Annotated in this window: 17 protein-coding genes and 5 pseudogenes; 7 read left to right on the top strand and 15 right to left on the bottom strand. The window is 61.6% G+C overall.

The features are described from left to right. Nucleotides 1-167: 167 nt before the first annotated feature. The 4 genes from RBRH_RS19935 to RBRH_RS09440 form a co-directional block, all read right to left on the bottom strand. Nucleotides 168-362, bottom strand: coding sequence for a hypothetical protein (locus tag RBRH_RS19935; protein WP_232509288.1), 195 nt, complete (start codon nt 360-362; stop codon nt 168-170). An 11-nt stretch (nt 363-373) separates the two neighbouring features. Further along, nucleotides 374-592 (bottom strand): HEPN domain-containing protein, encoded by a 219-nt coding sequence (locus RBRH_RS19930; protein ID WP_013435990.1) that lies wholly within the window; start codon nt 590-592, stop codon nt 374-376. Further along, on the bottom strand, nt 589-930 hold the full coding sequence (locus RBRH_RS09445; protein ID WP_041753751.1) for a nucleotidyltransferase family protein: 342 nt from the start codon (nt 928-930) through the stop codon (nt 589-591). Before RBRH_RS09445 ends, RBRH_RS19930 begins: the two co-directional genes overlap by 4 nt. 197 nt (nt 931-1,127) lie before the next feature. Beyond that, a complete protein-coding gene (locus RBRH_RS09440; RefSeq protein ID WP_041753750.1) occupies nt 1,128-1,457 on the bottom strand; it encodes a transposase family protein in 330 nt (109 codons plus the stop codon). 486 nt (nt 1,458-1,943) lie between these two features. Here RBRH_RS09440 and RBRH_RS09430 point away from each other — a divergent pair, with 486 nt between their 5' ends. Together RBRH_RS09430 and RBRH_RS21365 are read left to right on the top strand one after the other, a co-directional pair. Then, nucleotides 1,944-3,158, top strand: coding sequence for an RNA-guided endonuclease InsQ/TnpB family protein (locus tag RBRH_RS09430; RefSeq protein ID WP_041753748.1), 1,215 nt, complete (start codon nt 1,944-1,946; stop codon nt 3,156-3,158). Nucleotides 3,159-3,345: 187 nt separating this feature from the next. Next, nucleotides 3,346-3,570: pseudogene (locus RBRH_RS21365) on the top strand (transposase); the annotation flags it as partial. Nucleotides 3,571-3,887: 317 nt separating this feature from the next. Here the strand turns inward: RBRH_RS21365 and RBRH_RS09420 are convergent. The 6 genes and pseudogenes from RBRH_RS09420 to RBRH_RS09395 form a co-directional block, all read right to left on the bottom strand. Continuing rightward, on the bottom strand, nt 3,888-4,493 hold the full coding sequence (locus RBRH_RS09420) for a DNA-3-methyladenine glycosylase I (protein WP_041753747.1): 606 nt from the start codon (nt 4,491-4,493) through the stop codon (nt 3,888-3,890). 79 nt (nt 4,494-4,572) lie between these two features. Then, nucleotides 4,573-4,815: a VOC family protein gene (locus tag RBRH_RS09415; RefSeq protein ID WP_013435983.1), complete on the bottom strand. Its 243-nt coding sequence runs from the start codon at nt 4,813-4,815 to the stop codon at nt 4,573-4,575. Between the two features lie 44 nt (nt 4,816-4,859). Next, entirely contained in the window at nt 4,860-5,813 is a 954-nt protein-coding gene (gene tal, locus RBRH_RS09410) for a transaldolase (RefSeq protein WP_013435982.1), read from the bottom strand. 157 nt (nt 5,814-5,970) lie between these two features. Next, nucleotides 5,971-7,188: a benzoate/H(+) symporter BenE family transporter gene (locus tag RBRH_RS09405; protein WP_013435980.1), complete on the bottom strand. Its 1,218-nt coding sequence runs from the start codon at nt 7,186-7,188 to the stop codon at nt 5,971-5,973. A 12-nt stretch (nt 7,189-7,200) separates the two neighbouring features. After that, nucleotides 7,201-7,830, bottom strand: a pseudogene (locus tag RBRH_RS09400) (hypothetical protein); the annotation flags it as partial. After that, nucleotides 7,811-7,963 (bottom strand): annotated as a pseudogene (locus RBRH_RS09395) (AAA family ATPase); the annotation flags it as partial. The pseudogenes RBRH_RS09395 and RBRH_RS09400, both read right to left, overlap by 20 nt. A 381-nt stretch (nt 7,964-8,344) precedes the next feature. On the opposite strand from RBRH_RS09395, the gene RBRH_RS09390 reads away from it, so the two are divergent. Together RBRH_RS09390 and RBRH_RS09385 are read left to right on the top strand one after the other, a co-directional pair. After that, nucleotides 8,345-8,698, top strand: a complete 354-nt coding sequence (locus RBRH_RS09390) for a c-type cytochrome (protein ID WP_041753746.1) — start codon at nt 8,345-8,347, stop codon at nt 8,696-8,698. Nucleotides 8,699-8,738: 40 nt separating this feature from the next. Further along, nucleotides 8,739-9,116, top strand: coding sequence for a c-type cytochrome (locus tag RBRH_RS09385; protein ID WP_041753745.1), 378 nt, complete (start codon nt 8,739-8,741; stop codon nt 9,114-9,116). A 142-nt stretch (nt 9,117-9,258) separates the two neighbouring features. Here the strand turns inward: RBRH_RS09385 and RBRH_RS09380 are convergent, their stop codons facing one another. From RBRH_RS09380 to rsxB, 3 genes are all read right to left on the bottom strand, one after another. After that, nucleotides 9,259-9,690, bottom strand: a complete 432-nt coding sequence (locus RBRH_RS09380; RefSeq protein WP_041753744.1) for a DUF1841 family protein — start codon at nt 9,688-9,690, stop codon at nt 9,259-9,261. Nucleotides 9,691-9,870: 180 nt separating this feature from the next. Then, the gene (nth, locus tag RBRH_RS09375) at nt 9,871-10,515 is read right to left on the bottom strand and encodes an endonuclease III (RefSeq protein ID WP_041753743.1); all 645 of its coding nucleotides are present in this window, start codon (nt 10,513-10,515) and stop codon (nt 9,871-9,873) included. A gap of 43 nt (nt 10,516-10,558) precedes the next feature. Further along, nucleotides 10,559-11,530, bottom strand: coding sequence for an electron transport complex subunit RsxB (gene rsxB, locus RBRH_RS09370; protein ID WP_049786476.1), 972 nt, complete (start codon nt 11,528-11,530; stop codon nt 10,559-10,561). Nucleotides 11,531-11,753: 223 nt separating this feature from the next. On the opposite strand from rsxB, the gene RBRH_RS09365 reads away from it, so the two are divergent. Further along, on the top strand, nt 11,754-12,386 hold the full coding sequence (locus RBRH_RS09365) for a TetR/AcrR family transcriptional regulator (protein WP_013435972.1): 633 nt from the start codon (nt 11,754-11,756) through the stop codon (nt 12,384-12,386). 2,310 nt (nt 12,387-14,696) lie between these two features. Beyond that, nucleotides 14,697-15,179 (top strand): hypothetical protein, encoded by a 483-nt coding sequence (locus tag RBRH_RS09355; protein ID WP_041753741.1) that lies wholly within the window; start codon nt 14,697-14,699, stop codon nt 15,177-15,179. A 232-nt stretch (nt 15,180-15,411) separates the two neighbouring features. On the opposite strand, the gene RBRH_RS09350 is transcribed toward RBRH_RS09355, so the two are convergent. Further along, nucleotides 15,412-16,674, bottom strand: coding sequence for a polyhydroxyalkanoate depolymerase (locus tag RBRH_RS09350; RefSeq protein ID WP_041753740.1), 1,263 nt, complete (start codon nt 16,672-16,674; stop codon nt 15,412-15,414). 273 nt (nt 16,675-16,947) lie between these two features. On the opposite strand from RBRH_RS09350, the pseudogene RBRH_RS09345 reads away from it, so the two are divergent. Further along, a pseudogene (locus tag RBRH_RS09345) lies at nt 16,948-17,510 on the top strand (beta-propeller fold lactonase family protein); the annotation flags it as partial. A gap of 68 nt (nt 17,511-17,578) precedes the next feature. Here RBRH_RS09345 and RBRH_RS21570 read toward each other — a convergent pair. Beyond that, a pseudogene (locus RBRH_RS21570) lies at nt 17,579-19,216 on the bottom strand (DNA translocase FtsK); the annotation flags it as partial. Nucleotides 19,217-20,001 lie beyond the last annotated feature (785 nt).

Below are 20,001 nucleotides of genomic sequence, written 5' to 3'. Positions count from 1 at the left end.
CTCAAGCCCAGTCTTGGTGAGCCGCAGCGCGATCGTCCAGTGGATAGCGTGGCGTGGCATGCTCAGCCTTGCCCCACTGGAGGGACCGCCCAAAACCGGCCTACTTTAACTTTGGCCGAGACAGACGATGGGGGGATAGTTGCCGCCAGACGTTCTGGCCAACCTTATTACGGGCGCGGCGCAGACGGCCGCGAAGTGGACTTGTTGGGCAACATGTGCTCGCGCACCGTATTCACCAATTTACCCGCCTGTTCAACGGCCCAGCGAGGGTCCTCCTCGGTGACGGTCTCGCCAGTGTAGTTGGCGAGTCGTCGCAGCCGTTCAACCTTGTTGAGCGCGCTGCCTAGTTCCGACTCGACCATGCCAGCTTTCACTAATTTAGGCCGAAAGAAGCGATAAGGCTACGGTGCTTTTTCGGTGATGCGTCTGGCACTGTCACGCCCGTCACGAGCAACGCCGCATGTGCAGCATCAAACATCGCATAGTAGGCTCGATTGCATGCCCCTTCAAACCCGCCCGCATTCAGCAGTACATGCGCCTCTTCGAGTGCGCGCCCCGCCTTGGCGATGTAGTCTTCGGCCGTCATGCTCATAGCACAATGCCCTCGCGACGGATGTTTCTGATCAATGCCGGGTTACTAAACAGTTCAGGACGCTCCATCTCATCYTCCCAAAGCGGCAACGCTTCGACCAGCACGCCCGTCTCCAAAAGCACATCGAACGCAATACCGGCCATGTCCAACGCGATCGGTATGCGCTTGCCATGTKGCCCCAGTAGAACCACGGCAATATCCGCGTCGCTCTCCGGCCCGTGCGCGTGACGTGCGCGACTACCGAACAAGATCGCTCGACTCACCGAATAGCGACCGGCGACGCGTTGCAGGAACGCGTCCGCTGCCCGGGCAGTTTCAACATCAATACGAGGATTCATTGGATTCTCCAACAGCGCAATGGAGTAACGGATAACGCATATTTACATTAAACGCCCCTGCTGGGGTATGCCAAGTCGCTTTTCCCCACAAAAATCTCTCGTACATAGAACCGGCTTGTATCTAGGAACAAACCTCACAAAAAGGGACAGAGAAAATCGGTTCGAGCACCGCCGGTGGCATATAGCAAAAGTGAGGTTTAAGCAAACCATCGGTCATGATCCTTTGTTTTGCCAATCCAGTCGGCTCGGTGCTTGGTCATGGGGAACTTCTCGTTTACCTCGGAAAGCGTCTCGCTGAAGGTCTTAACGTAAGCTCGGCGCTGCATGCGTCGTGTGTTGACGTACATACCGACGCGCTTGCCATGCATCGGCAGGTCCTTGACAAGCGGTTCGCAGCGTCCGAAGCCGACAAGTCGGTGCGAGTTGGAGTTTGGGCAGTGTGTAGGTGGCTGCTTCACCTCGACACAGAGGTGGTAGTCGTGATCGTCGTGCTCGACCGCCAGAACGGCGTAGTCGGGCAGGTTCAAAATGTTCGCGGGTATTCTCTTCTTCGAGATGGGGAGGTGTCGGAAATTCCGTATGCTGAGGTCGGTTAAAAATTTCAGCTGATGGCGGCGGTGAATCGCTCACCGAACAGAATGGCGAACTGATTGACCGCTTGCCGCCGAAATTGTCGAATACGACCCACACGCCATCCAACGTCTAAACACTCACAAGGGCATTGCCTAGACCACTGAAGCACAATCCTGTTTACGAGCGATCCATGTTGAGCGCTATCACGCTCATGGTCAGGGCGCCCACTCAGCTTCGCTCAGTAGGTGAAGCGTTCGCTGTCGAGCGCAACGCGTTTCACCTGCCATTCGAAGTACGTGTCTGTCAATGGCACGGAGTGCTTGAAATGGATAGGCGGGCAAGTGATCGGGCTCAGCTTACCAGCCGTACTCAATCTTTTGCAATGGCGCTCATGTCGAATATCGTTTTCATTTTCCATAGACCAATTGTATTCTACGAGAATGCAACGCTTCCAAGCCTTCCGATTCGAGCTCATGCCGACTGGCGAACAGCAGCGCGCCATGCGCCAGTTCGCCGGCGCGTGCCGCTTCGTCTATAACAAGGCGCTGGCGTTGCAGAAGGAGAACCACGCGGCCGGCGAGAAGTTTATCGGCTATGTCGATATGGCGAAGCGCCTGACGCAATGGCGCAACAGCGAGGAAACGCCGTGGCTCAAGGATGCGCCGGTCCATGCGCAGCAGCATGCGCTGAAGCATCTGGAGCGCGCCTACACAAACTTTTTCAAAGGCCACGCCAGTTTCCCGCGCTTCAAGCGTAAGGGTGAGCACGATGGCTTTCTGTATCCCGACAAAAAACAGATTGCCGTCGATCGAAAGAGTGGGCGCATCAAAGTCCCAAAGCTGGGCTGGCTGCGCTATCGGAATAGCCGTGTCGTGCTCGGTGAGGTCCGCAGCGCAACCGTCTCGCGGCGCGCCGGTAAGTGGTACGTCTGCATTCTCACCGCCCGCGAGGTAGAGCCACCGGTTGCGCAGGGCACGGCCGTGGGTATCGACGTTGGTGTGAGCCGCTTTGCCACACTGAGCGATGGCTCATTCGTCGCGCCGCTCGCTAGCTTCCGCAAGCACGAGCAACGGCTCGCGAAGTATCAGCGCCGGATGGCGCGTAAGGTAAAGGGTTCGGCGAACTGGAAGAAGGCGAAGGCGCGCATCCAGCGCCTGCACGTGCGTATCGCCGATGCCCGCGCAGACTTTCTACACAAGGCTTCAGACGCTATCAGCAAAAAACACGCAATGATTGCCGTCGAAGACCTGAAAGTGCGCAACATGACGAAATCCGCATCGGGAACTGCGCAAGCGCCAGGACGCCACGTCCGTGCGAAGAGCGGTCTTAACAAGGCCATCCTGGATCAGGGCTGGGGAGAGTTTCGTCGGCAGTTGGAGTACAAAACGGCATGGCGCGGCGGCTATTTCGTCGCCGTTGCGCCGCAGAATACGAGTCGCACATGTCCATGCTGCGGTCACGTATCGGCACAGAATCGAAAGACGCAAGCGCGGTTCGCCTGCGTTAAGTGCTCACACGAAGCGAACGCCGATCACGTCGGCGCGCTTAATATTTTAGCGGCAGGACATGCCGTGATTGCCTGTGGAGGGACGGCGCAGTCAGGCTGCCCGGCGAAGCAGGAACCCACCGAAGTGACTCAGGCCATCGCGGCTTGAGCACCGTAGGAATCTCCGTCCTTTAGGGCGGGGAGGATGTCAAATCGTCAAAATGGCGGGCAATAGCGGTGGCGCTCAGGCATTGAAGGCAGTGCTCGAGCATGGGCCCACACTGCGGCAACGCGACTTGAGTCTAATCGATATCGTGGAGATTGCGAGCAATGGGCGGCGCCCAGGCGTTGAAAGCATCGCGATGTACGCGTGCGGCATGAGCATGCGTGAGATTCAGGGTTTTCTGCTGGAGAGGTACGGTATCGAGGTATCGCCAAACTTCATTAGCACGGTGACCGATGAAGTGCGCGCATGGTAGCAGCGGCCGCTCGAACCGATGTATCCGATGGTGTTCTTCGACGCGCTGCGGGTCAAGATCCGCGACGAAGGCGTAGTGAGCAACAAGGCGATCTACTTGGCCCGGGTCGGCCGCGAATGAAGGATTTGCATCCGATGCTGGTCCTGTCACCAAAACCGTTCAACGAGCGAACCGGCATGGTCATCAGGCTTGCGATGACAACTGCCGATTTCAACGACACCAATTCGTTTGCTACGAAGGCTCATCCGTGGAAGCGCGTGCCGGATGATGTGTTCGCGTCCGCATGCGAACAGTTGAACAGATTATTGCGATGGGCGATTAGCCGGCGTCTCGCAGGGAGTTGCCGGCCGTGCTTGATTTCACTTCTCTTGCACGGGTCTTTCCATCTAAATTTTGAAGAGCTGGTGCTGATCGGCCAATCAGCGCGGCACCTGAAAGGCGGCACGTGCCCGATCGACATCGGCCCGCACGCTGCAATCGTGCTGATGGTCGTTGACCAGGCCCATCGCCTGCATCATCGCGTACATCGTCGTCGGCCCGACGAATTTCCAACCGCGCCGCTTCAGGTCTCTCGACAACGCAATCGACTCGGGGGACGTCGTCATTGTGCTGAGCACGTCGCGTGTCAGCTTGCGCGGCCGGCTCCGCGGGTCTGGCTCGAAGCGCCACAGGTAGGCAGCCAGCGAGCGCTCGCTATCGAGCAGCGCCAGCGCGCGGCGTGCGTTATGGATCGCAGCCTCGATCTTGCCCCGGTGGCGGATGATGCCGGCGTCGCCGAGCAACCGCTGCACGTCGCACTCGGTAAACCGGGCCATCTTCTCGATGTCGAAGTTGGCGAATGCGGCGCGAAAGGCTTCCCGCTTGCGCAGGATCGTCAGCCAGCTCAGTCCGGCCTGGAACCCCTCGAGGCACAGCTTCTCGAACAGCCGGCGGTCGTCATCGACCGGAAAACCCCACTCCATGTCATGGTAAGCGCAATACTCGGCACCGGTGCCGCACCAATGGCAGCGCCGCAAAGGGCCCATCGTCGGTGCCGGCGCGCCCGATGGCCTGGCGGGTATCGCCGAAGCAGGAACAGAAGGATGTGTCATCGATGGTTTGGATTTATCCTGGATGTGGTGCGCTGACCATCCCGCCAATGCCAAAGCGGTTCGTCAACAACATATCGAAGCCCGTACTCCAGAGCGTCGCGCCAAACGGCATCATCACGTTGCCTTCGTCGGTTAGTGCGTCAAAGATCTGCTGCCCGCCAGCCAGGTCATCGGTGTTGATGGACAGGGCCAGGCCACGGTAGTTAGGGCAGGGTATGCCCGGCATGTCCGTATCCAGCGACGCCTTGAAGCGCATGATAAAGTCGATGCGTGCGCCAAGCTTGTCGGTATAGAGCCCACTTAGCGCAATGCTGTAATCAACTGCTCGAGCTTGACCGCGTCTGCCGCGAACAGGCGAATGCCTTCAGCCAGCTTCTCGGTGGCCATGGCCTCGTCATTCAGCAGGTAGCGGAACGTCGGCTCATCGTGCGCGACGCGCTCGATCGGCACACTGGCCGCCTGCTGTGGGCAGAGCTTGCGCTGCACGGGCTCGTTGCTCTCGTGCAGCTTCTGTAGCAAGTCCGGGCTGATCGTCAGCAGGTCGCAGCCGGCAAGCTCGACGATCTGGCTCGTTGTGCGGAAGCTTGCGCCCATCACCTCAGTCGGGTAGCCGAACTTTTTATAGTACGCGTAGATACGCTTGACCGACTGCACGCCGGGATCGTTGGCGCCGCCGTCGCGGGCCTCGTCCCAGTTCGCGCCGGCACTTTTTTTGTACCAGTCGTAGATGCGGCCAACGAATGGTGAAATCAGCTTAGCCCGAGCTTCCGCGCAGGCGACCGCCTGGGCGAGCGAGAACAGCAACGTCATGTTGCAATTGATCCCTTCCTGCTGCAACACCTCGGCGGCGCGCACGCCTTCCCACGTCGACGCAAGCTTGATCAGCACACGCTCACGGCCAATGCCCGCAGCCTCGTAGAGTGCGATCAGCTGATGTGCCTTCTCGACGCTCCTGCGGACGTCAAACGAGAGCCGTGCGTCCACTTCTGTTGACACTCGCCCCGGGACGATCTTCAGGATCTCGACGCCAAATGCGACCAACAATCGATCAATGATGTCGCCGACGGGCCGGCTAGCGTGATCGCGTACGGTTTTTTCAAGCAGCGGGCGGTAGTCGTCCTTCTGCACCGCCTTAAGGATCAGCGATGGATTAGTCGTCGCGTCCCGCGGCTTGTAACGTGCGAGTTGTTGGAAATCGCCGGTGTCGGCGACGACGGTCGTGTACTGCTTCAACTGGTCCAGTGCAGTCGTCATGGCTAGGTTCCTTGCGGGTCATATCGCGGGTTACCGCGCTGATTGCTGCCATTGTCTCGCAGCCGCGCGGTGTCCGATAGTCGTCCGACCGGCCGATGCTCCACTGGTTCATCGTTTCGCCGAACGCCAGATGCCAGATGCCGGCTTGCCGCCGCGTTCAGCGGCGCCAGTTCAAGATGGTGTTCGCGACGATGCCGGCCACCAGGCCCCAGAAGGCCGAGCCGATCGACAGCAGCGTGAACCCGGAGGCGGTCACCATGAAGGTAATGAATGCCGCTTCGCGTTGCCGGGCATCCTGCATCGCGTGGTTCAGGCCGGTCATGATCGAGCCGAACAGCGCCAGCGCGGCGACTGACACGATCAGTGCCTTGGGCAGGCTAGCGAATAGCGCTGCGATCGTCGCGCCGAAGACGCCGGCCAGCAAGTAGAACACGCCGCACCATACGGCGGCGGTGTAGCGCTTTGCCGGATCCTCGTGGGCGTCGCGACCGGTGCAGATCGCCGCAGTGATGGCCGCGAGGTTGATCCCATGCGAGCCGAACGGTGCCAGCAGCAGCGATGCGATCCCAGTCGTAGCAATCAACGGCGCCGATGGCGTGCCATAGCCGTGCGCGCGCAGTACCGCTAGGCCTGGCACGTTCTGCGAAGCCATCGCGACAATGAACAGCGGCACGCCGATGCTGACCGACGCGGCGATGGAGAACGACGGGCGGGTGAACACGGGATGCGCGAGCGCGATGCTTAAATGGCTGAAATCGATCAGGCCGAGCGCGCCGGCCAGCACGGTACCGACCACCAGCGTAAGGGCGATCGCATAGCGCGGACAGACGCGTTTGATCACAAGGTAGGCGACGAACATCGTGAGCACCAGTACGCGTTGCTGGCTCGCCTGGACAAAGATCGCACTGCCGATCTCGAACAAAATGCCGGCCAATAGGGCGGCGGCGATACCCGACGGGATCCTCGCCATCCATGAGTCGAAGCGGCCAGTGATGCCGACCAGGGTCAGCAGCGCCGCGCACACGACGAAAGCGCCGATCGCCTCGGCGTATGGCACCCCGGGCAGGCTGGTGATGAGCAGCGCAGCGCCGGGCGTGGACCAGGCGATGACGATTGGCGTGCGAAAACGCAGCGACAGCCCGATGGCCGTGACCGCCATGCCGATCGACAGCGCCCAGATCCACGATGAGATCTGGGCGTCGCTCAGGTGCGCGGCGCGGCCGGCTTGGAATATTAATGCGATCGAGCTGGTGTAGCCCGTCATCGCGGCCACGAAACCGGCGACCAGCGCCGACAGCGAGGTGTCACCGATCGGACGCAGCGGCGCGCGTAGCGTGGGCGGTGCAGCCGGGTCGGGTGGTGAGGGCGCAGTCATAGATGGGAGGGGTTACTTGCTGAGGATGCGCATCGCGCTTTTGATGCCGGCGAGCGTGACCGGGTACATGCGGTTCCAAGCAACTGGCGGATCACCACAACCGAATGCCGATATTCCCCTAAGCCTTCCGGCTTCGGGTTCAGCCACGCATGGAGGGGGGAACTGATCGCCGACATTGAGCAACATCAACACTTTCACGCTGTTGTGGCGCTCGGGCACCATCTTGATGTCGAGCCAGCCGGCATTGGCGGCGGTGCTGCGGATCGTGTCGGGTAGGTCCAACTCCTCGGCGGCATCGTCACGCGCGAAGCGCCGCAATCGTCGCAGCGCGACCTTGATGTTACGGGTGCCCAACTCCAGCTGGTCGTTGTAGTTGCGGTACGCCCGGCTTTCCCAGACCTTGACCGCGGTGCGGTTGCCGGCCGTGTCGTCGCCGATCCGGATGCCTTCCGGGTGGTAGCCGCCATTGCCGAACGGCGATGTGCCGCCGGTGCCGATCCACTTGCTGCCGCCTTCGTGCCGCTTCTTTTGCTCATCGAGCAATGACTTGAGACGCTCCATTAGCTTGTCTAGTCCGCCCGTCGCCTCAACTAGCCGGCGGTGTGTATCTGTGCCTTTTTCCTGCGGCGACCTGCTCGGCCAGCATCGTCTTGTCGGTGCCGGGCTCGCCCTTGATCAGCAGCGGACGCGCGAGTGTGATCGCGGCGTTGACGGCCAGCTTCAGGTCATCGGTCACGCCATACTGTGAAGAACCTTCGAAACGGTCGGGTGGCATGATCGGCGCGGGGGCACGAAAATGCCAGTATAAGGTAGAAGCCGCATTGCCACCGGCCGTGCAGTTGACTCACTGCGCCTAGGGCGCGTGCACGCCATCGGCGCGTTGACCGGTGACAGCGTGGGCCATCGAGTGCCCCCAATACTGCATTTCGCTGCGGCCAATTGACGCAGGCAGAGACGGCTTGCTGCTTGCAGCACGATTGACTGCGCGGCGTGCAGTCACGTGCCGGCCCTCAAGTGGACGCTCCCCGCGTCGGGGGTTACAATACGCCGTTTTTTGGCCGGCTGCTCAACGCCAGCGGATTCATGCGGAGCAGGGCGGTGCAGGCCTGCGCGGTTTCAGCGCTCCGATATTCCCCTACAGCCAGGTTAGATGCTTATGAACAGATTCGTCGTGATGGCTGCCATTGCGGTGCTCGCCGGGTCAGCCGGCACTGCGGCGGCGGACGTGGTCGGCAACGCGCGCGCCGCACAAGGGAAGGTCGCCATGTGCATTGGCTGCCACGGCATTCCCGGCTATCGCGCCGCGTTTCCACAGGTCTACAAAGTGCCGATGCTCGGCGGTCAGAACGCGAAGTACCTGGAAAACGCATTGCAGGGATACAAGAAGGGTTCACGCAAGTTCGCGCCGATGGAGGCGATCGCCAAGTCGCTGACGGACCAGGACATTGCCGACCTGGCCGCGTACTACGCGGCTCAAACGCCGGAAAGCCAGCCCAATCCGCAGCGGTGACTGGAACGTGGCGAACGGTAGACGAGCAACAGGAGAACTCATGAAAAAGCGCATCATCGAAGCGTCGGGCGTCGCCAAGGCAATGGTCGCTGCGTGTGCGGCAATGGTGTCGATCGGGGCCGCGCAAGCCGCGGACATCGGTAACGGGCGCGCGCTTGTCGAGCGCACCAACTGCGCTGCATGCCACGGAGCGGAACTGAGCACGCCGGTGAGTCCGGATTATCCAAAGCTCGCCGGGCAGCATGCCGACTACACCTATTGGACATTGCGCCAATATCAAATGGGCGGTGGCAATCCGTCCTTTGGTCGCGACAATGCGATCATGGCTGCGCAGGTGCAGAACTTGTCGGAAAGCGATTTGAAAGACATTGCCGCGTATGTCGAGTCACTAAAGGGCGATCTCGTGCTGAAGAAGTAGCGGTCTTACACCGCCGGCGAACACGCACGGCGTCGTCGCCGCGTCGGCCGGCCGCGTGGGCTGATGGCGTAACCGATATGTCACCCCGTGGAAATTGAGTTCCCACGGGGTTTTCATTGGGCCCTTGCGACGCGGCGTGTCGTTAATCCCGGGACGCGCGCTGCTCGATCAGCGCCAGATACGCGTCGGTATCCGGCGGGACGTTGTTGCGTTGTGCTTCCCAAATTACCTGGCCAAGGCATTCCATGATCGCGTGGTGGGCGTCGTGGTCCGAGCCCAGGCGCGTCGCCAGGCGCTCGTGTGCGGCGCGGATGCCGCGCGGCTGGTCGATCGACAACTGCTCGCTGATGGCCAAATGCATCGACAAGTGCAGGAACGGGTTTGTCTGGCCGCGCTCGGGCGAGTAGTGCTGCTCGCCTGCGTCGGCGCAGCTTAGGACGGCTTGGTACTCCGGGTGCTGGACGATCCAGTCCGCCGCCATGCTCTGCAGCGGGGTTAAGATTTCGCCGGCGCGTTGCTTGCGCCACGTCTCAGTAAAAAAACGACGGACTTCGTCGCGACTCGGATTGAACATCAGGCACTGGAACCACTTGGCACGCGTAGCCGCGCAATGCTTTATTGTACGCCGAGCGTTGTCGTGGTGCCGCATCGTCGCACCGCTATGCTCATCGCTGCCCAGCCACGGCACTGTGGCCCAGCTACGACGCACGCTTCAGATCAGTATATCTGCGGTGCTTTGGCGGCAATCATGGCATCATTGAGTGGGAGCGAGTGTCTTGCTCTTAAATTCGCACAGCGGCTCGATCGCGCAATGCCAGCATTCAGGCAGTCGCGCGCGGCATACATAGCGGCCGTGCAGGATCAGCCAGTGGTGCGCGTCATGGCGGAATTCGACCGGCGTGAGCTTTTCCAGCGCCACCTCCACCGCCCGCACGTCCTTGCCGGGTGCCAGCCCGGTGCGGTTCGCGACGCGGAAGATATGGGTGTCCACGGCGATCGTCGGGTGCCCGAATGCAGTGTTCAGCACGACGTTCGCCGTCTTGCGGCCCACTCCCGGTAGGGCCTCGAGCGCTTCGCGATCAGCCGGCACTTCGCCGTGGTGTTTGTCGAGCAGGATCCTACAGGTCGCGATGACGTTCTTGGCCTTGGTCCGGTACAGTCCAATCGTCTTGATGTACTGCGCCACACCGTCCTCGCCGAGCGCTAGGATGGTTTTTGGCGTGTTGGCGACGGGGAACATTTGGCGCATCGCCTTGTTGACTGAAATGTCGGTCGCCTGCGCCGACAGCATCACTGCGATCAGCAGTTCGAACGGTGTCGTGTACTCTAGCTCCGTCGTCGGATGGGGATTCAGGCTTTGCAGCGTTTCGTAGATCGCGCGGCGCTTTTGGGCATTCATGGAGAGTCGTCGCTTCAGGGGACAATCGGGCGCACATGGCGCATCATGCATCGGTGTCGGAGCCGTCTTTACGCGCATTGGGCGGCGGCGGGGGCGGCGCCGATGTATGGGTGGCTCGTTCGCCCGAGTTTAATCCTAGGCGCCGCCGACGTGCTTCGGCCGCGTCGATTTGCGCTTGCACGGCCGGGCTGATGTCCGATATGTTGCGCGGCCCGAGCCCCTGGGTGGCCAGTTCCTCTTTCTTCTTCCGGGCCCGCTCAAGCGCCGCCTGGATGATCGCCTGCTTTCGCGCGGCAGCATTGTCCTGCGACGGCGCCGTTGACTCGGACGCCAGCATGCCGGCCGCGGCAACAGCGGCGGGCGTCGCGCCGTGCGAGCGATCGGGCGTCGCACCTGCGCCTTCGCGCACCGCGCCGAGCGATGCCCATTCCGGCATCGGTGGCACCGGTGTGGCACCCGGGCTCATCGCCGCGCGACGCGCGGCGGCGCGCTGCTGCGCTGCGTCACGCTCTTTATCGAGCCGCGCATTGCGCTGCGCGTGCCGGCGTCGGGCCGCATCGGCCTGCTGCGGCGACCATGCGTCCCATCCGGTGGCAGTGCCGGTCACCGGAACCATCTCGATACAATCGACGGGGCACGGCGCGACGCACAGGTCGCAGCCGGTGCACCAATCTGCCAGCACCGTATGCAGTTGCTTCGGGGCGCCGACAATGGCATCGACCGGGCATGCCTGCATGCATAACGTACAGCCGATGCAAACGGTTTCATCGATTACCGCACGCGGCCGGGTGCGCTCGACGCCGTTGGCTGGATTGAGCGGGATGATCGGCTTGTCGAGCAATGACGCCAGCCGGACGATACCTTGCTGTCCTCCGGGCGGACACTGGTTGTAGCTCGCCGTGCCGTCGGCCACGGCTTGCGCATAGGGGTGGCAGCCGCTATAGCCGCATTTGGTGCATTGAGTTTGGGGAAGCAGATCGTCGATCCGATCCGCGAGCGACGAAGAAGCAGTCACAGTGTCGGAACCTGGCCGCGTCGAGAAGCGTGACGCATATTTTATCAATACGCAATTATCGCCTATTCCGATAGCGGCGTCGGACTCGCATGCCATAATCCAACTGCTTCCCGTGTCAGTGTTAGGACGGTAACCCAGCGTGGCGCACCGTTTCCTCTGCCGCCGTGGGCCTATCCGGCGGTGACGCGATCGATCAACGCGGCGACTGCATCATGAGCTGAACATGGACCAGCCGAGAACCAAAAGGGACCCCGAGGGCACGAGGCGCCGCATCCTCGCTGCTGCTGCCGAGGAATTCGCGAACGGTGGATTATCCGGCGCGCGCGTGGACCAGATCGCCCGTCGTGCCGAGACCAACGAGCGGATGCTGTACTATTACTTCGGCAGCAAGGAACAGTTGTTCACCGCAGTGCTGGAGCAGGCGCTGACGGGATTTGCCGAAGCGGAGCGCACGCTGGACCTGAACGGACTGGCGCCCGTGGAGGCCATTACGCGGCTGGCCCACTTCATATGGGCGTTCTATCGTCAGCATCCTGACCTGCTGCGCTTGCTGAACAACGAAAACCTGCATGAGGCGCGGTATCTGCAAAAATCGACGCGGATTCGTGAGACCGTTTCACCGGTGCTCGCGACGCTTTCCGGCATCCTGGAGCGCGGGCATCGCGCTGGGCTGTTCCGGGCCGGCATCGATCCGCTACGCCTGTATGTGACGATCTCCGGTTTAGGCTATTACATCGTGTCCAATCGGCATACGCTGTATGCGACGCTGGGACGAGATTTCGGCCACGGCGATGAGCATGCCGAGATGGTTCGGCTCAATACGGATATGTTGCTGGCTTATTTGCTGCATCGGTGATGCTCGTGCTGTACTGTACTGCACTGTGCTGCACTGTGCTGTGCGGCACGACAGGCGGTGCGCTGCTCAAGCATGTCGTGATGAGGGTCAGCATCAAGCTTAAGCCCGTCGCAGTTGCGAGGTTCTACCCAGTGCGTCGAGACAGGGGTTCGTCGATTCGCTTGCCGGCGTTGCCGTTCGGATGCAACCTGATGTTGCGCCGTGCCGCGATTAAGCTGACGGAGCGTGGTGCCATATTTACCGCCGCGTCAGGAGTCAGACTTGTACAACCACCGTGTCGCGATACTTCCCGGCTCAGCAGCGCTGTTGCCGCAATGGCTCAATGAGCGTTCCTTTGCGAGCACACCGTGTCCTTCGATGCCCTGCGCGTCCAACGGGCCGCTGGCGGCCCTGAAAACGTTGGCTAGGCCTAAGAGCACGCGCATTCAACCGCCTGGAGGAAGGCCGGCAGCGTTCGGTTCGCGCGGTGCTCTTGTCAAAGGCAATCAGACGTTCCCTGCTGCCTCTGGCGTACATGGCCCGCAGCCGACGGTTCGCCAATCCGCGCTGGACGCCGGGGAGCACCCCAGCGCTCGCTGGATGTCTTCATTCCCGCAAATGCTGCGTCGGGCGAGCACATCTTTCTCGACTGTGCCGTTGGCCCGTTGCAAGGCAATCGCGGCCGCTGTAGCACGAATGTTCCGCGGCTTCTTCCTTCCCAAAGCTGCTTCGGCTTGGGAAGGGCAAACGACGTCACAAATGAACGTGCCAGCACAAGGTGTCATCGCACCGTTTTCGAAAGAGGGTCGTGCCGATGGGCCTAATGGCCCATTCCAGTCGTTCGGTGTTCCCGTGTGGAAAGGTGACACCGCATCTTTAGACGAAGACGAGCCGTTCCCATCGCTGCGGCAACCGGATCCCGCGAAGATGCTATTGTGCAGTTCATTTGCGCCGCCGAAGCAACGCTCGGAGAAGGTGGATTTGCCACAAGCTCGTGTCCCCGATGATGCCTCGAAGGAGCAGTGGAAGATGAGTATGTTACGCCCCCAGCAGGGGGGAGTCGTCTCCGCGAAAACGCCATCGGCTCCGCCATCTTCGACGTTGAAACACTCCCCTGTTAAAAAGCCATCGGGACAGCGCTCAAAGCACGCGAGTCCGTCACACGCTAGTCTTCCCGATGATGCCTCGAAGGAGCAGGGGAAGAGCCGTGTATTACCTCCCCAGGAGAGAAGCGTACCGGTGCATCGACCGCTGACCGAAACCCGTAGGAACGTTTATCAGCCGCAGTTGGCGCCAAATATATTTTCGGTAGACCAAGAGACGGATTAATTTGAAGCCAAACCAACTGGGAATGCGTACCCTGCGGGCATGCTACGCGACTGTCGATTACGGCCGCCGATGGATTGCCATTGCGAAATCACGCTGTGGCGCCAGGCAGCAACGCACAATTCGAATAGGACGCGATCATTGGAGCATGTATGTTTGAAAGGCTAAAACTGGATGTATCTGGACAGACTTTGCCACAGTCGCAAGGTCTACGTTCGGCTTCTGAGGACAAGCCGGGCGTCACTCCAGCGCGTGCCGGGGTCTCGGCACTGCTAAGCGGGTTGAAAAAGTGTGGCTCGCGTCTGCGTGCTGCCGCGCTACCGTCCGAACAAGCGCAGTGGAATAGTTCCTCCCCAAGTACGGGCGGCGCTATACAAGGTGCCCACCCACCGCATGTTTGGGGACACGGCAATGCAATAGGCTTTTCTACCGCGCCACGATTCGGGCCGCCACCTGGGAGCGTGACGCCATCATGGTTTGCCCCGATGGGGAGCACTAGCCTATCGGTTATGTCGGGGCCTTTTCAGCCTTTAAGCCACGTGGTGGTCGTTCTGCCGCCGCCGCAGTCATCGCCTAACTCGATTGTGTCTGCCATTTCGCAGTGGTTGGGCGGTGTATCCATGCCAGCGGTATCCAGTAGTGCGATTATGCCGTCGTACGGTTCATACGGGCCTGGCAGTGGCAGCGTGCCGCCGTCTCCATGGCTGAGTCACGGCAACGTTCCGATGGCTGCTGGCTGGCATGAACCAAACGGCGCCGGGTACAGGATGCCGGCGTTCGCCAATCACGGTGTGCCGCGGCAGATGTTTCAAGAGCCAGGCATCAACCCCAATATGCCAATGCCTCAGCCTCCCTCCCCAAGCTATGCTACGCMTGCAAGACTTGAGGACGTGCCGCCACGGCCAAATATTTAGGGYYGTTCCGATACGGCGGCCACTCAGACGAGTCGTTCCGCYGTCGYCGCMGCGGCGAAATACCGTTAGTCCCCCAAATCTTGGAGGATATTTGAGCGAGAAACAGCAAGAGATTTTTTTAAAGTTAAACGCGAAGGAAGAAAACGAAAGGCCGTCCGAGCAGGCAATAGAAACAGCCAACGATGAGGCGTTCGCCGAAGGCATCAGGCTAAGCTTGATCCAACACGCGGCTTCGGACGTCGCGCGCGCAGATGCGACGCAGGCTTTGGATGAGTCTCGAAGTGCGGCTACGGGTGGCGCGCCATTGCGTACCGTTGATACGGCTCGGCAGCGGCCACAAGTCGCGCCTTCGGATTTCCCATCTATTATGCGAGTACCGGTTGGGGTTGACGATGTAGCGCCATTGCGGACTCACGCAAGCATAAAGCGCCCGCCAACGGCATCGAAGAACGATGAAGCAACCAAGCGACTCAAATCATCGTACCTTCCCCAGGCGTTTTATCAGCCTGGGCTCACTCTGGGTAACATAGCGGATAACGCACCGGAGGAGCCTGAATCGCCCCATCAAAATTAACGGCTCAGTTGCAACTTTCCCTTGCCTGAACGCCAGCGCCGCTGATATGTCCGGCAACCCAGATGCGGCACGCCCGATGCGATACCCAATTTAAACGGGGCTGCGACAAGCACAGCGCTCAGATCCGTGGCAGGATTGCACGAACTGTTTTAGATGCCAGGTCAAGCCAATCCTTGGCGACGTGCTGACTTTAATCGCGGCCGTCCGTGTGGGAGAGCCGAGCGCGCCGGCGCTACGTCTGCACCGCAGTCTCGTGATCATGCTCATGGATGAACTCGCGGATCTGCGGATAGATGATCGTGCGCCAGCGCCGTCCCGAGAAGATTCCGTAGTGACCGCATTGCTCCGCGGTGAAATGCCGACGTGACGCTGACGCAATGCCGGTGCACAGCGTGTGGGCGGCGCGCGTCTGTCCACAGCCGGAGATGTCATCTAGCTCACCCTCGATCGTAAAGAGCGCGGTATCGGTGATGTCCTGTGGGCGCACCGGCTCGCCGTTGACGACCCAAGTGCCTTGCGCAAGCCGGAATTCCTGAAACACGATGCGGATCGTTTCCAAGTAATATTCCGCCGCCATATCCAGTACGGCGTTGTATTCGTCGTAGAAGCGGCGATGCGCTTGGGCATCGTCTTCGTCGCCGCGCACCAGGTTCTCAAAGAATGCCCAATGCGATTGCCAATGCCGCTCTGGGTTCATCGCAACGAACCCGGCGTGCTGCAGAAAACCCGGATAAACTTTGCGGCCCGCGCCCGGATAGTTCGACGGCACCGTATAGATCACATTGTTCTCGAACCACTCGTACGCGTGCTGAGTTGCCAGCGAGTTCACCGACGTCGGGCTCTTGCGGGCATCGATCGGCCCACCCATCATCGTCATTGTGCGCGGCGTGTTCTCGCTGCGGCTGGCCATCAGCGAAATCGCCGCGAGCACCGGCACCGTCGGCTGGCATACCGAGATTACGTGCAGGTTCTTCGCGCCGATGTGCCGGATGAAGTCCTGGATGTACTCGACGTAGTCGTCCAGATGAAACGCGCCGGCCTCGAGAGGCACCATCCGTGCATCGATCCAGTCAGTGATGTAGACTTTGTGGTCCTGCAGCAGCATGCGCACCGTGTCACGCAACAGCGTCGAGTGATGCCCGGACAGCGGCGCGCAGACCAGCACGACCGGTTCATGTTTTAGTTGCGATACGGCGTCGCTGTCGTCGGAATACCGCTTGAAGCGCAGCAGCCGGCAAAACGGTTTTTCCAGGATCGTCTGCTCGACGATCGGGATGCTGCGACCGTCCTTCTCAATCTGCTTGATGTTGAATTCGGGACGCTCATAGTCCTTGCCGAGCCGGTACAGCAACTCGTAGGCGGCGGCCCAGTGCGATGCACCAGGGACGTAGGCGAGTGGACTGGCCGGATTCGCGAACGATTTCGACGCGGATTGCGCCCAAGCAGTCAGCGGGCTCAGCAGCGCACGCTGGAATTCGTGAAATTGGTAGAGCATGCTTGCTCCGGTTACGGCATGTGGGTCGATTCTCACTGCCATGGGTACGGCGCCGGTCGATGCTGAGCGCTTTTTGCCGCCCGCGCGAGACACGCGGGCGGCCGGGCGTGGGACGACGTGTCCAATCCTGATATCCGATCATATCGGACAATCGCAGGTTGGTGCAATGCAGCAAATGAATGGCGAGCGTGTCCCTTATTGCGGCGCATCCAGCGCGGAACGAGGCTGGCCGCGCCGGCGGCGGTCTTGGCCATCGGCTCTTCGTGCCGCATGAGGTTCAGTCCGGTCGAGGGCAGCCGTGGCCTGCTCAGTCCGACCGACTGGCGTTATACGGTCATGAAGGGCGGGACGGGGCCGCGACACCTAATCTTTGACAAGAGCGGCACCCATGCGTACCTGACGCAGGAGCTGAGCGCGACCGTCACGGTATTCGATTACGCGGCCGGCCGGCTCATGCAGTGCCAGGTTGTGCCGTTGAGTGCGCCGGGCTTTCGCGGTAAGGTGGGTGGCGGCGCGATCCACTTGTCGCCGGACGGCCGCTTCCTGTATGCGACCCACCGCGGTGATGCCAATGAAATCGTTATCTATTCGGTTGGTGCCGACAACGGCCGCCTGGGCCTCGTGGGTCGTCAGTCGAGTCTGGGCAGCGCGCCGCGTGAATTCCGGATCGACCCCCGAGCGGGCGGTGGCTGATCGTGGGCAATTAACTGAGCGATATAGCGTACCTGTTCGCGCGCGACACGCAGACCGGCTTGCTGAAGCCTGATCCCAAGCGGCTGGAGATCGGCTCGCCGGCATTTTTTGAATTCGTTCCGCTCGACGAGCCAGGCGCGTAGGCGAGGCCGGGGTGCCGTCTCGAGAACGGCAGCGCGCGTCGAGGGGCGTGCGCCGCAGGCGCGGCGACTCAATCCGTGGGCGCCGGCGCGAGCACTTCGCGGCTGCCGTTGACGCCCATTGACGACACCAGTCCGGCCGCTTCCATTTGCTCGACCAAACGGGCAGCGCGGTTGTAGCCGATGCGTAACTGTCGTTGCACCGATGAGATCGACGCGCGGCGACTGCGCAACACGAATGCCACGGCCTCGTCATACAGCGGATCGGCCTCTGCATCGGGCGCTTCGCCGAACAGGTCCGTGGCCGCACTGTCCCCGGGCACGCCAGCTAGGATGCCTTCCTCGTATTCCGGTTCACCGAACTGCTTCAGATGTTCGACGACGCGATGGACTTCGTCGTCCGCGACGAAGGCACCGTGGACCCGTTGCGGGTAGCCGGTGCCGGGCGGCAGGAACAGCATGTCCCCTTGGCCGAGCAGCGATTCCGCGCCCATCTGATCGAGGATGGTGCGCGAGTCCACCTTGGACGAAACTTGGAATGCCACCCGTGTCGGAATGTTCGCTTTGATCAGACCCGTGATCACGTCAACCGACGGCCGTTGTGTGGCTAGGATCAAGTGGATCCCGGCAGCCCGGGCCTTTTGCGCGAGCCGGGCAATCAACTCCTCGATTTTCTTACCGGACACCATCATGAGGTCGGCTAGCTCGTCGATGACCACCACGATCATGGGCAGGGGAGCAAGCGGCTCCGGTGCGTCCGGCGTTAGCGAGAACGGATTGCCGATCTTGCGTCCGGCCTGTTCAGCATCGACGATTTTCTGGTTGAAGCCCGCGAGGTTGCGCACACCGAGCGCGGACATGAGCCGATAGCGCTTCTCCATTTCCGCGACGCACCACGTCAGTGCGTTTGCCGCGAGCTTCATATCGGTCACGACCGGCGCAAGCAGATGCGGGATGCCCTCGTAGACCGACAGTTCCAGCATCTTCGGGTCGATCATAATCAGCCGGACGTCCCGCGGCGTTGCCTTATACAGCAAGGATACGATCATCGCGTTGATCGCCACCGACTTGCCCGAGCCGGTGGTGCCGGCCACGAGCATGTGCGGCGCGCGTGCCAAGTCGGTCACGACCGGCTCGCCCGTGATGTCCTTGCCCAGCGCGAGCGTGAGTTGCGATGACGAGTCCGCGTATTCGCGCGACGCGAGGATGTCCGCCAACCGGATTACTTGCCGTCGGGCGTTGGGCAGTTCGAGTCCCATGCAGGTCTTGCCCGGGATCGTCTCGACCACGCGGATTGACGTCAATCCGAGGCCGCGTGACAAGTCCTTCATCAAGCCCACGATCTGGCTGCCGCGCACCCCCAGTGCCGGCTCGATCTCGAAGCGCGTGATCACTGGGCCGGCCGAAGCGCCGATCACGGACACCGGCACCTTGAACTCCTTGAGCCGCTGCTCAATTAACTGGCCGGTCGCGGCGAGCGCTGCCTCGGATACCGGTTCGATGATGTCCGAGCCGCTTGTGAGCAGCGCCAGGGCCGGCAATTCGATAGGCGAGGCGGCGCTCGCCTGGAATGGGAACGCGTTGCGCTTTGGGGCGGGGCTTGCCGCCGGCAGGGTTTCCTCGGGTGCGGCAGGCACCGTAGCAGAAACCGGCGCGCCGCCGTCGGGACTGGGCATCGGCTCGGGCGTGGGCATCGGCCCGGGCGTGGACATCGGCCCAGGTGTGGGCATTGGCGCCGACGCCGGCAAGGGCGCCGATGCGCAGACGGCAGCGGCAACTGCCGCAACCTGGGTAGTCGGCGGGATGACCGGTGGGAGAGCGGCGGAGGGCAGGTCTGACGCGGACGGAGGAGGGTCCGTGGGAGCCTGCACCCATGGCGGTGTGGACTCAGTATCGAATGAAACAGGGTTAACCGCCGGCGCATCTACGCGCAGCTCAGGCGATCGAAGGGTGTCCAAAGGCATCTCGGCACGCGCTGGCGGGAGGGGGGCCAGTGGTGGTGAGGCAGATTTCGACAATGATTGGGTCAGCAGTGTGGGAGCGGATTCCGGCGTGGCTGCGTCCGGTGGGATTGCATCCGGTGGGGCAGCGAGCCTTGGCTGGTCCGGATCCAATCGCGGCGTCGCGCACGCGGACGAAGACGTAACAGCGGACGTTGGAGCGAATGCCGACGGAGCCGGATCGTGAGGCATTGCCGCAGATTTCGACGAGGATTGAGCCAGCGGTGACGCAGCAGGCACGGGCGCTGTTGGCAGCGCGGTGGCCGTGTTGCCGTTGCGACCTGCTCGTCGGTCGAGGTTTGCGCCGGCGAGCGCGCTCCATTGGGCTGCTTGTTGCTCGATTGCGCGCAGTGCTGCCACGATGCTTGGCGGCGCCGGCGGTGCAGGCGGCGGGGTGAACACGCCGTCCAGTTGCGCAGGTCCGCTCGCGAGTCTGCCGTGCGGTGCCGCGGCGCGGTCTAGGTAGTTGTCGCTCGGCCGATACGGGCGCGGCG

Source organism: Mycetohabitans rhizoxinica HKI 454, assembly GCF_000198775.1.
GTDB lineage: Bacteria > Pseudomonadota > Gammaproteobacteria > Burkholderiales > Burkholderiaceae > Mycetohabitans > Mycetohabitans rhizoxinica.
Note: the sequence above shows the minus strand (reverse complement) of the source record. Positions and strands in the feature narration are given on the sequence as shown.

What these genes read in the sequence shown, in the direction of transcription:
- tal (WP_013435982.1), bottom strand. Translation starts at nt 5,813, where the DNA reads ATGACGACTGCACTGGACCAGTTGAAGCAGTACACGACCGTCGTCGCC.
- RBRH_RS09350 (WP_041753740.1), bottom strand. Translation starts at nt 16,674, where the DNA reads ATGCTCTACCAATTTCACGAATTCCAGCGTGCGCTGCTGAGCCCGCTG.
- RBRH_RS19935 (WP_232509288.1), bottom strand. Translation starts at nt 362, where the DNA reads ATGGTCGAGTCGGAACTAGGCAGCGCGCTCAACAAGGTTGAACGGCTG.
- RBRH_RS09380 (WP_041753744.1), bottom strand. Translation starts at nt 9,690, where the DNA reads ATGTTCAATCCGAGTCGCGACGAAGTCCGTCGTTTTTTTACTGAGACG.
- RBRH_RS19930 (WP_013435990.1), bottom strand. Translation starts at nt 592, where the DNA reads ATGAGCATGACGGCCGAAGACTACATCGCCAAGGCGGGGCGCGCACTC.
- RBRH_RS09385 (WP_041753745.1), top strand. Translation starts at nt 8,739, where the DNA reads ATGAAAAAGCGCATCATCGAAGCGTCGGGCGTCGCCAAGGCAATGGTC.
- RBRH_RS09430 (WP_041753748.1), top strand. Translation starts at nt 1,944, where the DNA reads ATGCAACGCTTCCAAGCCTTCCGATTCGAGCTCATGCCGACTGGCGAA.
- RBRH_RS09390 (WP_041753746.1), top strand. Translation starts at nt 8,345, where the DNA reads ATGAACAGATTCGTCGTGATGGCTGCCATTGCGGTGCTCGCCGGGTCA.
- RBRH_RS09365 (WP_013435972.1), top strand. Translation starts at nt 11,754, where the DNA reads ATGGACCAGCCGAGAACCAAAAGGGACCCCGAGGGCACGAGGCGCCGC.
- RBRH_RS09420 (WP_041753747.1), bottom strand. Translation starts at nt 4,493, where the DNA reads ATGGGCCCTTTGCGGCGCTGCCATTGGTGCGGCACCGGTGCCGAGTAT.
- RBRH_RS09405 (WP_013435980.1), bottom strand. Translation starts at nt 7,188, where the DNA reads ATGACTGCGCCCTCACCACCCGACCCGGCTGCACCGCCCACGCTACGC.
- nth (WP_041753743.1), bottom strand. Translation starts at nt 10,515, where the DNA reads ATGAATGCCCAAAAGCGCCGCGCGATCTACGAAACGCTGCAAAGCCTG.
- RBRH_RS09415 (WP_013435983.1), bottom strand. Translation starts at nt 4,815, where the DNA reads ATGCGCTTCAAGGCGTCGCTGGATACGGACATGCCGGGCATACCCTGC.